Genomic DNA, 15,013 nt, shown 5'->3' with positions numbered 1-15,013 from the left:
ACGCGACAAGTAATGCTACTGAAAAAAATCCGACGTTAAGTCGGATTTTTTTCAGAAATTAAAGAGCAATACATCATTAAGTTAAGAATTCACTTTCCAGAAGTCTCCCCAAATTTGCTCAGAAATCTCTAAATACAACTTTTGTCTTTGATCAATATATTCTTTAGAGAATAATTCTTTATTCTCAGAATTTTTTAGAGCTTCAATATTATAAGGTTGAAAACTCAACTTATAACTATTTTTAGCATTCGTGAAATTTGGATTGTTTTTATATGTGTCTTCATTTAAAGACTGTGCCAGAAGGTTTTCTTTTAAATAATGAGGAATTTTTTCATAAACAAACATATCTCTAAATGATTGATTTGTTCCATTTGGAAGCAGTATCAAACCACCTACACGATTTCTATAATCTTCAAATGAACGCTTATCAGCAAAAGCTCCCTGATGGCGCTCATATTTATTTGCCCAAATATGTTCAACCTCAAATGGTTTACCTTTTGATGGCTCATAATATTGAACAAAATTGGTTTGCATACCTGAAATCTGTTCAATAAAAACAGTAATTCTAGCCAATAGAAATTTAACAAATCTATAGTTTTGCCCATGTAATCTAAAACCAAGAACTCCATCAATTTTTTGCTCCATCTTGGCTAATTTTTCGGAAAGTATGCTTCTTAACTCGTCAAAATCTTGCTGTCTAATTTCTTTGACAAGGCTATACATTGTGTAACGAATGGATGTAGCCGAAAATAATTTAAAATTCAATGAACGTCTAACGGAAAAAGTTTCAATATAGCGGGCAACTAAATCTATTTTTTGTTTTACGATAGCATCATTATCCGTTAATTTTAATGGTGCTAGCATCAATGGAATACTTAAAGTTGGTGCGATCCCCCATCTATGGATATAAAAAACATGCTCCAATCCATTAGTTAAATTTCTTTGAGCATTTAAAATAATTAAATACGCATTCAGAAAGAACTTGAATCTTACATCCACAAATGACTCATAGGATGCGTTATTTGAATTATCAAGATCAACTTTTTCAGGATTATCCCTTAACCAACTGTGAAAACGTGTTCCAATTTTTTCAAAGTCTTCATTTTTTGATCCAGCAGAACCTTGACGAATTGAATCTGCATATTGCGCTCGGAACCAAGACTGAAAGAATTTTTGATCTTCGTTTTTATCAAAAGATTTAAGCCTTTGAACTTCCGACTTCCAATATTCGTCTGCTTTTTTTCTTTTATTTTTATCACTAAATTTAGATAGTAAAAATCCTTTTAACATTTCTGACGGTGTTAAATTTAAGCCACGATCATTCATTGTTTCAAAAATCGTATAAGCATTCTCATCAGAATAAGCTGTGATCTGAACTAATATTACCTTTTCTTTCAGCCAATCAATAAAGTTAGCAAAACAAGTCGTAATCTCATTAGGAAAGACCTCGGTAATATCTTCATATCTCGCAGCCATATTTAAAGATGACTCATCAGCATTGCTATCTGTAAATTTACCTGTTTCAAACAAAGCATTAAAACAAGCCAGACGTTCCTCCACCTGAATATTGAAAGTCTTTTCACCAAATTTTTCAGAGAAAATCATTGGTGCAATGTTTAGATTTTCACCTAATTCTTTTTGATAATGATTTAAAAAAATTAGAAACAGCGTCAGTGATGTCAAGCGTTGTTGACCATCAATAATACTTAAGCTTCCGTCCTCTGTTGCTGAAACGACAAATGGTCCTAAATAATAACTGTTGTAGTTCTGAACATCCTTACGTGCATCCTTTGGCGTATATTCATTTAAAAAGGCAGATGTTAAATCTATTACTAATTGCTGAATATGTGTTTTTTGCCAAGAATATTCACGTTGAAAATAATCTACTGAATATTTTTTTTCATTCAATACTTGATACAGTGATTGATGAGATGCTTCAATTTTATTTGAAAGATTAGACACATACACCCCTGTTTTAAGTTAATGATTTATTTGATAATAAAAAATAGCACATTTTTATAAATGTGCTTTAGATTAATTATAAAGTTTTAACTAAGTTAAAGTGGAACTACTGAATTCTGTTTCATCCATTTCAACCCATTCAATACTTCATTTTGACTAAATTCTTTTTTCTCTTCCGACCAAGCATAAAAATCCTTCAGAAGCTGCTCTTCGGTAACAAATAACTTTTTCTCTAACAAACGCAACCAACAAGCAAAAAGTGTTGCTACAATTTCTATATGATCAGACTTACTTGTTCTAAAAAGTCCTATTAAGTCATAAATCTCAGATACATCTTTAGCAAAATACTTATTAAATGCTGATCTATGATCATTACATCTACTGAGAGGTTTGTACTTTAAGTCTCGCTTAGGATCGTAACTAAACCAATCACGATCTTTAAACTCTTTATCTAAATAACGAGCCATAACTGGATCGTACGGACCAGCAGCATGCTGTTTAAAGTCAGCAACTAAATTCATACGTTTTAGCTGTTGGCATAAGTAGATCAACTTTTGAAGTTTTAAATGACCAAAAGTTGGTTCTGTATGCAACTGAAACGTGATTTCAGCAGCTAAAGACAAAAGTTTCACATCATCTTCAACACTTTCATCTACAAACAAATCAATTTGGTCAGCACTTTTTTGATTCGACTGCTTTGCAGCCTCAATTTTCTTTTCAAATTGAATAATACTGTCCGAGGCTTTAGACTCACTTTTCTCATCCGAATCACTCAAGGCATTAGCAACCAAACTATCTGATAAATGAAGTTTGGTTCTTTGTAATTTACCTTGAAGGGTTTGTAGCGTATCAATCATAGAAAAGAGTTGATTTACTTTCTCTACAATTCGCTTTTGCTCATTTAATGGAGGCAATGGGAAATTAAAGTATTCCACAAATTCTTTTGGTAATCTTTTTTGTCCCGCTGTACCAGTCATGTGAGCCTCACCAGTTTTTAGAAAAACTGGTGATTTTAAATAAATCAAAACATATTCGGAATCCAGCCCTACAATTGGTCGAACTATGTGTAATTCTGTTGTACCAGCACCTACATCATTAGTAAGATTTTGAAATACACACGCTTTACTATTTTCAAAACAAGGGGTTATTTTTGCTACACCTATATCGTTATTTGCAAAATGCGTAAAACCTTTCTTTACCTCTGCCCATGTTTTTGTTTCTGCTTCATGTTTGTTTAAATATTCTCGATGGATTAAAGTCATAGGAACAAAACTAACAAATATTGAATCATCAATCATATTATTTCTAGGATTTATCTCTGCCAGACTAGCGAGATTTGTTAAAATCCAATTATCTGGAAGGCTAGTAAATGTATTTTCATACAAATTCTTTTCAGGTAAAAACTTAGGTTTCTTAATAACCCCATCTTTAACTAACCTAGCTTTTTTTTCAACAATATGTTTTAAGAGCTCACTTGCGGGTTCATCCTTTAGATCTTGCTTTACTAACTTACCCATCACAGCTAATTGCAAAATTTTTTGTTTTAACAGCCCCATACTGTATTCAGTAGTAAATAATAGATCAAAGTTTTCAGAAATACGTTGCCAATTCTCTTGGAACTCATCAGCATTGGATGAATTAGTCAAAACGTTTAATAACGTATCAACTAATTGATCATGTGCTTCTGAGCTTAAACTTTGCTGCTCTTCGAGCTGATCACATAGTTGCATTAGTTCATCCACTTTAGCAACGATGCGTTTTTGTTCTTCTAATGGAGGCAGCAAAAATGGAGTAGATTTAATTTCCTCTACTGATGGCATATTTTTCTGAGCAGTTCCCTTTAAATTAGAAAACTTATCAATTTTCATAAAATATGAAGGAAATAAAATTTTAAAATACTCATTTAACATTATTTCTTGATTCAAAGAAATTTTTAGTAATGCCTGATTTATAATGCCTTTTTCAAGATCATGAGGAGCTATTGCAACTTTTCCAACAGTTCCTGAACAACTAATAATGATATCCTCTGCCTGAACTTCAAAGGCTTTTAACTCTTTAAACTTTTCTTCAGAAATATAGTAATTCCCAAGGTAGAAATTATCATTGATAGCATGTTGTTGTTCATAAATTTTATAGCCATCATCCACAAAAAATGACTTTTGAATGGCACTACCAAATGGACCCCGTTTGATTGCGTACTCATGATTTTTTAAAATGTAAGGAATTGATGTTAAAGCCCATTGTCTAGGGATATCACTGAACTTAAAATCATAATCAGCTATAGGAAGCTTTTTAGATTTTTTTAGAACTCCTTTAGTAATAGCTTCATGATTAAGTTTAATTGAATACTTTACTAAGTTATGGGCATCTTGATCGCTATCATGCTGTGGAATAAGTTTTCCTCGAATTGCTAAATCTAATATAAGTTCACGAAGCTTTTGAACCCCATAAATTGAGTTACTTGAACCTGAACTACGCCCACGCCCCGACTTCTTCTCAGTTTCCGCTGTTAACCAAATATCTAAATGCTCAGTAATGAGTTTTTTAACGTCTGTCATGTTACTCATCCCGAACTATTGACCCAAAGCTTCATCTAAAATAATTTTTAATTGCTGACGAATTTTAGCAACCTCAGCCTCAAGGCTCTCATATTTAGCTAAAAGCTGTTCAGGGTCTTTTACATCCTCTTCAACTTGATGCGGATTTTTAATATCAAGGTTATAACCACGATCAATAATATCTTGAAGTGATACTTTCCATGCCTGTTCATTAGCTACACGACTAGCAAAACCATCACGCTCGCTGCCCCACCATGCTTTTAAAGAGTCGAACTCCTTAAGCTGAAGCGGTTTAGTTTTATTATAGGCTTTTACACCTTGTGGTAATTGATGTTCATAGAACCATATCTCTTCTGTTTTCTTACCTTTGGTAAAGAATAAAATATTGGTACTAATCGATGTATAAGGTGCGAATACAGACTTAGGTAAACGTACAATGGTATGTAGATTACAATCTTCCATTAATTTTTCTTTAATGGCTGTTTTGATGCCCTCACCAAACATAAAGCCATCAGGTAATACCACTGCTGCACGACCATGCGCTTTTAAAAGCTGAATGATCAACACCATAAATAAATCAGCAGTTTCACGAGTCTGGAATTTTGAAGGAAAATTCTTCTCAATGCCTTGTTCTTCAGTACCACCAAATGGAGGATTAGTCAGAACTACATCTACACGTTTATCTGTTCCCCATGAAATCAAAGGATACGATAAAGTGTTGTCTCTACGGATTTGTACAGGTACATCAATACCATGCAGAATCATATTGGTTGTACATAGCAAATGCGGCAAAGGCTTCTTTTCAATTCCGTAAATACTATTTTGTAATATCTTCTCATCTTCAGCAGTTTGAACATAATTTTCACGTTTATGTTCAATTGCAGAAGTCAGGAATCCACCTGTACCGCAAGCAGGATCAAGCACAGATTCACCTAATTGAGGGTCGATCATCTGCGCCATGAAAGTTGTGACTGCACGTGGAGTATAAAATTCACCCGAGTTCTTGGCTGCTTGCAAATCACGTAATAACTGTTCGTAAATATCACCGAAGGCATGACGTTCTTTAGATTTATTAAAATCAAAGCCCTTTTGAATCTGGTTAATGACTTTACGAATCAAACCGCCAGATTTCATATAGTTATATGCATCAGCAAATACATTTTGTACTACACGAGCGCGTGGATCATCATTTTCAACAGCTAAATTTTGTAATGCAGGAAACAATTGATTATCAATAAAATCTTTCAGTTCATCGCCTGTCATACCCTCATCATTAGCAGCCCAATTACGCCAACGAAATTTTTCAGGAATCGGAGATTTAAAAGTTTGACCTTCCAACGAAGCTAAAGCTGCAAGTTCAGTTTCTCGATCATCAACAACCTTAAGGAACAACATCCAAACTAACTGCCCAAGACGTTGCACATCACCATCAACGCCCACATCTTCACGCATGGTATCTTGAATGGATTTAATTGTTCCTGAGATGCTCATATGACAACTACATTAGATTTTAAAAATTTGGCGGCAATTGTATCAATCAAGCAGTTAAGATGCATCATCATATAAGTGATCTCCTAACTCTTTTAAAGCATTTGTATATGCTTCAACCGAACCAAATGACTGAATAATTTCAATGATTGAGCCCATTTGATTAAACGGGGGAATTTTTAAAATCTTTACATCTTCAATTGGCTCAATACCCTGATCTGCATATTTATCAAGTAATGCATCCAATACTTGACGAGCCTGATCATTATATTTGGTGAAATAGTTACGTTTGCGCACATTATTCACACGTTCTTTTTTAGTCAAAGCTGGCTGATCAAAAGCAATGTGGCAAATCATATCAAAAGGATCAAAATCTTTACCCACCTCATCCTCTAATGCTTCAAAAATTACACCTTGCTTTTTGAACTCATCAATTATGAGTGACTTCTTATCAGCGCCTTTCCATTTTCTTAAAAATGCATCTAAAGATTCATAGTCTTTTAAAATATGCTGACGTGTATAATCTTTCAGAGATTCGGTCACCAGTTTTCCCTCATTATCATAAAACTGAACCCGCTCTCCAATCACATTAACAGCAACATCATTTACATAGAATTTTCTCGGTGGTTCACCATCACCTCCACCAGTATCGTTACCACCAGAAGTACCACCTGTTATTGAATCATCATCGGGATAATCTGTATCATCACTTTCATCTTCAATATCTGGCTCATCGGGTGGTACTACAGGTTCATCAGGTTTAGGTTCATAAATGACAACAGGCTCACCATCAAAAGCTGGATCACTAAAAAGCTCTGTCGCTTTCTTGAAATCCATAATCGTAAACCAAGTTTTTCCAAACTCTTCATTGATACGAGTACCACGTCCAATCATCTGTTTAAACTCAGTCATAGATTTAATATGCTGATCAAGCACAATCAATTTACAAGTTTCTGAATCCACCCCTGTAGTCATCAATTTAGAGGTTGTTGCTATGACAGGATAACGCTCTTCGGGATTAATAAAGTTATCTAGTTCAGCCTTACCATCTTTATCATCGCCAGTAATACGCATGACAAATTTACGGTTTTCTTTAACTCGCTCAGGATTCAAATTAACCAATGCCTGACGCATACGTTCTGCATGATCAATATCATCACAGAATACAATTGTCTTAGCATAAGGGTCTGTATTAATAAGAAACTCAGTGATTTTTCTTGCAACAAGTTCAGTTCGTTTTTTTAGAACAAGTCCTTTATCCATATCCTTAAGGTTATAAATACGATCTGTGATCTCATTCCCACGATCGTCTTTTTTACCTTTTTCAGGACGCCATCCTTGTAGGTCTTTATCTATATCTATACGCACAACTTTATAAGGTGCAAGAAAACCATCTTGAATCCCTTGTTTTAATGTATAGGTATAAACTGAATCACCAAAGTAGGTAATATTGGAAGCATCCTTGGTTTCTTTTGGAGTAGCGGTTAAACCAACATGAGTCGCTGAACTAAAATATTCTAAAATTTCACGCCAAGCTGAATCTTCTTTTGCACTTCCCCGATGACATTCATCAATCACAATTAAGTCAAAGAATTCTGGACTAAACTGTTTGTATATATTCTTTTCTTCTTCAGAACCAGTTACTGCCTGATAAAGTGATAAATAGATTTCATAACTTTTATCAATCATACGGTTCGATATTTTAGTCATATGCTGACCAAATGGTTTGAAATCTTTATTCTTTGTTTGATCTACTAAAATATTTCGATCAGCTAAAAATAATATCCGTTTTTTTGCCCCTGCTTTCCATAACCGCCAGATGATTTGAAATGCTGTATAGGTTTTTCCTGTACCTGTTGCCATGACAAGCAAAATACGATTTTGTCTACGTGCAATAGCTTCTATGGTTTTATTAATAGCATTTACTTGATAATAACGTGGGCTACGCCCAGACCCATCATCATAGTAAGGATATTCGACAATCTGTTTTGATTCTGGAGTTGTTAAGCCTTTATGTTGCTCATATAGTTTCCATAGATACTCTGGAGACGGAAACTCATCTAATCCTAGTTCTTGCTCAACTTCCCCAAATAATCCAGTTTGATCATGGAATAAAAAACCATCACCATTACTCGAAAAGATAAAAGGAACTTGTAAACAATCCGCATAGGCTAAAGCCTGTTGCATACCTGCTCCTATACTATGATTATTATCTTTGGCTTCAATGATTGCTAGAGGGATATTTTTTTTATAATAAAGAACATAATCGGCACGTTTACGCTCACCACGAGTGTGTAATTTTCCACGCACCATGATTTGACCATTGGTGAAAGTTACTTCTTCACGGATTTGATGTGCAGTCCATCCCGCTTGTTCTAAAGCGGGATTGATAAATTTACTACATATATCTCGTTCAGATAATTTCTTCTTATCCATTCCAAAGCCATATATTTTATCTTTAGAACTAGGATAATGAATTTTGAACAGTTTTGATAGTTAATCAATAGTTTAATAATTACTATAAAAAAATCATTGATAAGTTAAGAAAATATTCCTATCAATCATAAACTGAGATAGATCGATAAGCCCCAATCAACACTACCCCAACCCATCCAAAAAACACCCCACCAATCTCTCCCGATCATCCACACTGTTTTCACCCTGAAGCTGAACCATTGCCCCATCAATCACAAACAAGAACATATGTGCATCTTGTTTTGAGGCATTCACATTGCTGGTTAAAAGCAATTTATAAATTTCATCAATCAGCCAGTGTCGATACTCAACCACGATTTGATAAGCATTGGGATAGCGCTTTTCAATTTCAAAAATAGCCTTAAACGGTAGATGATAAAACCCTTCCAGATTGGCATGTAAAAAGAAAATATGCTTAAGCTTTTCAAAAACAGTAAAATCTTTCTTTTTTATAAATCATCGTAAATACTTCTTCTTTCAGTGCATCTTTTTGAAAGGTTAAACTCATTTCAATCAAACGCTCTTTAGAATAGAAGTATTTATAAAATGTGGCTTTGGGAATTCTGGCAGACTCAATAATACGGTTTACCCCAACATGATGAAATCCGTATAAGTTAAAGAGTCTTCGAGAGGTATCGAGTACCCTTAAAGCTCGAAATGAAATATCTAAATTTGACATATATCTTCCCTATAAATATTTTTTGTTTTAATGAGATAAAAACCACACTCGATCTTGTTATAAGCAAAGAAGCATCAAAGGCTTCAAAAGGTAACCAAAGTGTATCTCAAGTTTTATTGTTGATATTTTTTGAGGTATAACCAGCCAATGCCTAAAAGCCCAAAGGCTGTTAAACCGTGCTAAACACTAATCTGAAGGTGTACGAATAAAATACATAGCCAACTCCTGAACAATTCAAAATTCTGCCAATGTATAAAAATTATGGTGGCAGAACGAAAGAGGGTTGACAGACTGAACCTAAGAATCAGCACGCCCGAAGGCGTCCCCCTCCCGTCCTACCGCAACAAAAAGAGGGACGAACGAGTCTACATTAAAAAAACAAGTTTTTTCAATGCACTTAGGTAACGGTCTGTCAAAACCGACTGGCAATGTAGGCCAGCCAGCAAAGAATAATCGGAGATTTTTCGGGTGTCAATGTCGGATTTTGTGTAAAATATTAAAATTATTATTATTTTTCAATCAATTAAATAATTGATTATGATTGTATTAAACCAGCGTATTTGATCAATTCAACCGATCAACACGCCTTATTATTTTTAGTTCTGGCATAAGATGCAAAGCCAAAAGCAAACTGGCTTTAAGCAACTTCAGTCTGCCCAACATGATGATAAGAACGATTAAAATAAACCAAGCTTTGATCATGTTCACTTTGTTGAATAGCCACGATACGACAAATAAAAATCGTATGTGTTCCAACTTCTTGAATTTGCTCAATCTCACAATCAAAATTCACCAAAGCATCATCTAAAACCGGTGCACCAGTTTCTAATTCCGTCCAAACGCCATGTTTAAATCGTTCTTCTGGGCTTAATTTAGAAGAAAACGCTTTAGAAATATGCTGATGATGTGCGCTTAAAACATTTACAGTTAAAATTTTATTTTCAACAAAATGCACATGCGAACTCGCCGCTTTATTCATACAGACCAATAAAGTCGGAGGTGAATCCGTCACACTACATACGGCAGACGCAGTAAATCCGTAACGACCAGACAAACCTGTCGTGGTAATGACACTGACTGCACTGGTCAACAAAGACATTGCATTTCTAAAGTCTGTTGCTTCAATCATTTCATTGTTCCTAAATTGAACCGTACTTTTTTAGATTTAGCATTACCCTGCTATTCCGTCATGTAGGCACTGCATCTGGATGAGTTTCTCAGTAGAACTGATGTTCTCTAAATTGTGATCAGGGTTTCCCGTTGGGTCTTGGATATCCATTCACCCAAACAGGTCACCCTTTTTACACCACAATATCGTTGAATACTAGCGGCTAAGTTCTTTACGAACGATTTCTGCGCCAGCACTTAAAGCATTGAGTTTGCCTCTTGCAACTTCACGAGATAAAGGAGCCATACCACAGTTGGTCGATGGATAAAGCTTATCTGCATCTACAAACTGAAGTGCTTTTCGTAATGTGTTGGCAACTTCTTCTGCTGTCTCAATGGTATTGGTTGCCACATCAATAGCACCAACCATTACTTTCTTACCACGGATCAATTCGATCAAATCCATTGGCACACGAGAGTTTTGGCATTCTAAAGAAACGATATCAATTTTAGATTGTTGAAGTTTAGGGAATGCTTCTTCATATTGACGCCATTCTGAACCTAAAGTCTTTTTCCAATCTGTATTGGCTTTGATGCCGTAGCCATAGCAAATATGCACAGCAGTTTCACATTTAAGCCCTTCAAGCGCTCTTTCTAAAGTCGCAACACCCCAGTCGTTGACTTCATCAAAAAACACATTAAATGCAGGTTCATCAAATTGGATAATATCCACACCCGCAGCTTCTAACTCTTTGGCTTCTTCATTAAGGATTTTGGCAAATTCCCAAGCAAGTTTTTCACGACTTTTATAATGCGCATCATACAGCGTATCAATCATGGTCATTGGACCAGGCAACGCCCATTTAATCGGCTGATTGGTTTGTTGACGTAAAAACTTGGCATCATCAACAAAAACAGGCTTTTGACGAGACACCGCACCGACAACAGTTGGTACGCTTGCATCATAGCGATTACGGATGCGTACAGTCTCACGCTTCTCAAAATCAACACCATTGAGATGTTCAATAAACGTGGTGACAAAGTGTTGGCGGGTTTGTTCACCATCACTGACAATATCGATCCCAGCGTGTTGTTGCTCTTGCAGTGACAAGCGTAAAGCATCTTGTTTACCTTCAATTAATTGCTCATCTTGTAATTTCCAAGGTGACCAAAGTTTTTCAGGCTCAGCAAGCCAAGAAGGTTTTGGTAGGCTGCCAGCAGTTGAAGTCGGTAATAATATTTTCATAATCAATAATCTTGTCTATCTAGGTAAATTAAGCAACGTAATTTGCAGACCACTGCTCAAGGATATGTTTGTATGGCTTGATGAACTGTTCTTCAGTAAATTTTCCTTGCTTAATCGCCAACTGGCCACGCTCTTCTCGGTCATACACAATACGAGTAAGTGAATAATCCTGATGCTTTAAACTTGGTTGATAAGATTTACCTGCCACAGAATTTGCATTGTAAATCTCAGGTCGGTAAATCTTCTGGAAGGTTTCCATAGTGCTGATAGTCCCGATCAACTCAAGGTTAGTGTAATCACTCAACAAATCACCACGGAAGTAAAATGCCAAAGGCGCAACACTATTAGGCGGCATAAAATAGCGAACCTGCAAACCCATTTTTCCGAAGTATTCATCTGTTAATGAGTATTCATCTTGTAGATATTCAACACCCAATACTGGATGCACATTTGCAGTACGGTGATACACCTTGCTACTTGAAACACTAAGACAAATCACAGGTGACTTTTTGAAGTTTTCTTTATACGCATTTGAATTTACAAATGCGTTGAAAATTTTCCCATGAAGTTCACCATAATTTTCTGGCAGGCTAAATTGATCTTTATTTTTATTATGTTCTAACAGCAATACACTAAAATCATAATCACGCACATAAGAAGAAAAATTGTTGCCCACAATACCTTCGATACGTTGATTACTTTTGTGATCAACAATATTGGTTTTCAATATTTCAATCGTAGGAAACGTCTCTCCGTTGCCTTCGATATCAATATCAACTGAAATAATTTCTAGTTCAACAGAATAACGATCTGCTTCAGGATTATCCCAATGCGCTAAGGCATTAAAACGATTATCAATCATCGTTAGGGTATTGCGCAGATTGTCATGGCGACTCTCACCTCTTGCTAAATTGGCAAAGTTGGTTGTGATACGCGTATTATTAGAGGGATGATAGTTTTCGTCGAAACTAATGCTCTTAATCGTAAATGTAAAATCTTTACTCATGATGATCTGATACCCTAATTTCTGAAATAAACCTGAATTTTTTTCATGCTCTTTCTGAACCATCCAATTTCTTTTTGGATCTATCCAGCCAATAGTATTTCCCGTATTTTCTGACTTGTATCTGGTCACTCAATTCAGAATCAACGATAATCTTGTCTATCGTGAAGCGCTTGGTGTAATTTATACCGCAATCCGCACATGAATAAAAATGATATAATTTCACAAAAAAGTGAACCAAATTCATGTTTAGGGATGAGTAACATGAATAAATGGATTGTGAGGCTTGGTGTTTAATCAAAACTCAATAGATGAGTAACCAAAAATGCTGTTAAAAGCGTATATAAACAAACTGATGTGATTGCTAATGTGTTGCGCCGTATTGTGTTGGTTGCTATTTGACTTTTTTCTTGGCTTAGTGAATTAAGAAGAAATGAAGATCGAAAGTATTATTTTGATTGATCATTTAACTTTTCTATTGTGAGGCTGTTGGGTAAAAGTCACCTATTCAAAGATTTTAATAACTTAAAATCCGCATATATTTGAAAACAAAATTATTTACTCATTCATCACTAATTTTTTTCATATTTATAGTCTTAAACGATTTCGCTGAGATGTTTATACACCATCCAGTTATATCCAAAATCAACTAAATAACATTGTAATATTTTGGGCAAAATTATAATTTTAAGCATGCAATAATAGAGTCAGTATCATTTTGCAAAGAATAGATTGAAAGTAAAAAAATCTAACAATTCAAACTCACCCAACATATAAAGTTGATCCACTTCACATTATGCGATTAAAATTTGGATAAATTTTTTCTTAAAAATATATAAAAATTTACAATAAAAATGAGTAGCTTAGTTAAGTTTAATCATCACAAAACGAAATATTCCCTATTTATTTTCAGGTTTTTTTATGGTTTTTATAATTAAACAATGTATTCCTCTTAACTTTTCCATTAAAATAAGCCAAATATCTTTTTGTAATTCGTCACCACCCTCTCCTATTGTACCTATTGAGTGGTAACACGAATAAAACATGCCTTTGAAAATTCGCGTGGCTAATAAACTGTAATGACTCAAGCAACTCAGCATCCTATGGAATCCATTTCCAACATCCGTGTATTGGATGAATGGCAAGAAGAAATTCCAGAGGATTTATATATTCCTCCTGCTGCATTCGAAATTCTGCTTGAACATTTCGAAGGACCACTCGACTTTTTAATTTATCTGATTCAAAAAAATGGTTTCGATCTTTTACAGTTAGATATTGCCCCGATTGCAACACAATACTTGTCTTATATGGACGGTATGAAATCGTTAAATATCGAATTAACCGCTGACTATATGGTGATGGCAGCATTATTGGCAGATTTAAAATCTCGCTTGTTATTGCCAAAACCAAAAACTATTCATATTGAAAAAGATCCAAAACAGGAATTAATCGATCGCTTAGAAACCTATTTACGGATTAAAAAAGCAGCTGAACGTTTAGGGCAGATGCCTGTTTTAGACCGAGATACTTTTGCGACCCATGTTGCGATTGGTCATATTCCAAAAGTGTATGAAGGTTATGACGTTGAGATGCTAAAAGATGCATTGTATTGCATTTTTAACCGCCCTGAACCCATAACCCATAAGATTGAACAAGAACCTGTATTACTTGAAGAACGCATTGCTTATATCGAATATATGATTGAATCTGGAGAAGTTCTCAGTTTCCAAGAATTACTCAAGCCAAACCAAGGTCGAATGGGCATGGTGGTTACATTTATGGCAATCTTGGAGCTGACCCGTCAGCAAAAAGTCCAAATTATTTCTTCTGGTGTTGAGGCCCCGCTTGCAATTCAAGGAGCAACGGCATGACCATTGATCAAAATAATGCCTTTAATGTTGATGAATTACATCACGAAGTTCTGATGCAACTTGAAGCGATTATCTTTGCAAGTGATGCCCCTGTATCGCTTGCTCGCTTAAAAGAAGCATTTCAAAATCAGTATTCTAAACAACAGTTGCAACAGTATTTACAGCAATTGTCTGTGTTACAACATGGTCGTTCAATCGAACTTGTCGAAACAGCACAAGGTTATCGTTTTCAAGTGCGGGCAAAATACCGCAACGTGATTGCGCAAGTTTGGCCAGATCGACCAACTCGATTATCGCCGTCACTGTTAGAAACAGTTGCAGTGATCGCTTATCATCAGCCAGTAACCCGTGCTGATATTGAGCAAATACGAGGGGTTACAAATAATAGTCAAATACTCAGGACTTTGTTTGATTGGAACTGGATTAAAGAATCTGGTTACCGAGAACTCCCAGGTAGACCCGCGTTGTTAGTGACAACGCCACAATTTTTAAATGCTTTTGGTCTAGTGTCTTTAGATCAATTGCCTCCCCTACAGGATGCCAAGGAAGCTTTTATGATTTTGGATGCGCAAGCTGCCAAGTCTTAAATAGGTGCACTGTTGATGATTATTTCTAAGGTTATGC

9 protein-coding genes and 1 pseudogene are annotated in these 15,013 nt (G+C 35.3%); 2 read left to right on the top strand and 8 right to left on the bottom strand.

What is annotated here, in order from left to right; translation table 11 throughout:
- Window positions 1–81: 81 nt before the first annotated feature.
- From FHR28_RS17835 to FHR28_RS17800, 8 genes and pseudogenes are all read right to left on the bottom strand, one after another.
- Complete coding sequence (locus tag FHR28_RS17835) at window positions 82–1,962, bottom strand: DUF262 domain-containing protein (protein ID WP_166783203.1); 1,881 nt, start codon at window positions 1,960–1,962, stop codon at window positions 82–84.
- A 95-nt stretch (window positions 1,963–2,057) separates the two neighbouring features.
- Window positions 2,058–4,520, bottom strand: coding sequence for a restriction endonuclease subunit S (locus FHR28_RS17830; protein ID WP_166783202.1), 2,463 nt, complete (start codon window positions 4,518–4,520; stop codon window positions 2,058–2,060).
- A 15-nt stretch (window positions 4,521–4,535) separates the two neighbouring features.
- The gene (locus FHR28_RS17825; protein ID WP_166783201.1) at window positions 4,536–6,011 is read right to left on the bottom strand and encodes a type I restriction-modification system subunit M; all 1,476 of its coding nucleotides are present in this window, start codon (window positions 6,009–6,011) and stop codon (window positions 4,536–4,538) included.
- Window positions 6,012–6,065: 54 nt separating this feature from the next.
- On the bottom strand, window positions 6,066–8,444 hold the full coding sequence (hsdR, locus tag FHR28_RS17820; RefSeq protein WP_166783200.1) for an EcoAI/FtnUII family type I restriction enzme subunit R: 2,379 nt from the start codon (window positions 8,442–8,444) through the stop codon (window positions 6,066–6,068).
- A gap of 162 nt (window positions 8,445–8,606) precedes the next feature.
- Window positions 8,607–9,162 (bottom strand): annotated as a pseudogene (locus FHR28_RS17815) (TetR/AcrR family transcriptional regulator).
- A gap of 637 nt (window positions 9,163–9,799) precedes the next feature.
- A complete protein-coding gene (locus FHR28_RS17810; RefSeq protein ID WP_004722874.1) occupies window positions 9,800–10,291 on the bottom strand; it encodes a flavin reductase in 492 nt (163 codons plus the stop codon).
- Between the two features lie 195 nt (window positions 10,292–10,486).
- Window positions 10,487–11,515 (bottom strand): methionine synthase, encoded by a 1,029-nt coding sequence (locus tag FHR28_RS17805; protein ID WP_004819267.1) that lies wholly within the window; start codon window positions 11,513–11,515, stop codon window positions 10,487–10,489.
- Between the two features lie 28 nt (window positions 11,516–11,543).
- Entirely contained in the window at window positions 11,544–12,521 is a 978-nt protein-coding gene (locus tag FHR28_RS17800) for a DUF1852 domain-containing protein (RefSeq protein WP_166783199.1), read from the bottom strand.
- Window positions 12,522–13,597: 1,076 nt separating this feature from the next.
- On the opposite strand from FHR28_RS17800, the gene FHR28_RS17795 reads away from it, so the two are divergent.
- Both FHR28_RS17795 and scpB read left to right on the top strand, forming a co-directional pair.
- The gene (locus FHR28_RS17795) at window positions 13,598–14,389 is read left to right on the top strand and encodes a segregation and condensation protein A (RefSeq protein ID WP_004819259.1); all 792 of its coding nucleotides are present in this window, start codon (window positions 13,598–13,600) and stop codon (window positions 14,387–14,389) included.
- The gene (gene scpB, locus FHR28_RS17790; RefSeq protein WP_004722881.1) at window positions 14,386–14,976 is read left to right on the top strand and encodes an SMC-Scp complex subunit ScpB; all 591 of its coding nucleotides are present in this window, start codon (window positions 14,386–14,388) and stop codon (window positions 14,974–14,976) included. The genes FHR28_RS17795 and scpB overlap by 4 nt, the downstream gene beginning before the upstream one ends.
- The last annotated feature ends 37 nt before the right edge of the window (window positions 14,977–15,013 follow it).

Origin of the sequence: Acinetobacter sp. BIGb0196 (assembly GCF_011759595.1) — a bacterium.
Lineage (GTDB): Bacteria > Pseudomonadota > Gammaproteobacteria > Pseudomonadales > Moraxellaceae > Acinetobacter > Acinetobacter guillouiae.
The sequence above is the reverse complement of the archived record's forward strand: the minus strand, read 5'-3'. Positions and strand labels throughout refer to the sequence as shown.

Excerpts from the sequence above, each read along its gene's own strand:
- FHR28_RS17830 (WP_166783202.1), bottom strand. The coding sequence starts at position 4,520 with ATGACAGACGTTAAAAAACTCATTACTGAGCATTTAGATATTTGGTTA.
- FHR28_RS17825 (WP_166783201.1), bottom strand. The coding sequence starts at position 6,011 with ATGAGCATCTCAGGAACAATTAAATCCATTCAAGATACCATGCGTGAA.
- hsdR (WP_166783200.1), bottom strand. The coding sequence starts at position 8,444 with ATGGATAAGAAGAAATTATCTGAACGAGATATATGTAGTAAATTTATC.
- FHR28_RS17810 (WP_004722874.1), bottom strand. The coding sequence starts at position 10,291 with ATGATTGAAGCAACAGACTTTAGAAATGCAATGTCTTTGTTGACCAGT.
- FHR28_RS17805 (WP_004819267.1), bottom strand. The coding sequence starts at position 11,515 with ATGAAAATATTATTACCGACTTCAACTGCTGGCAGCCTACCAAAACCT.
- FHR28_RS17800 (WP_166783199.1), bottom strand. The coding sequence starts at position 12,521 with ATGAGTAAAGATTTTACATTTACGATTAAGAGCATTAGTTTCGACGAA.
- FHR28_RS17795 (WP_004819259.1), top strand. The coding sequence starts at position 13,598 with ATGACTCAAGCAACTCAGCATCCTATGGAATCCATTTCCAACATCCGT.
- scpB (WP_004722881.1), top strand. The coding sequence starts at position 14,386 with ATGACCATTGATCAAAATAATGCCTTTAATGTTGATGAATTACATCAC.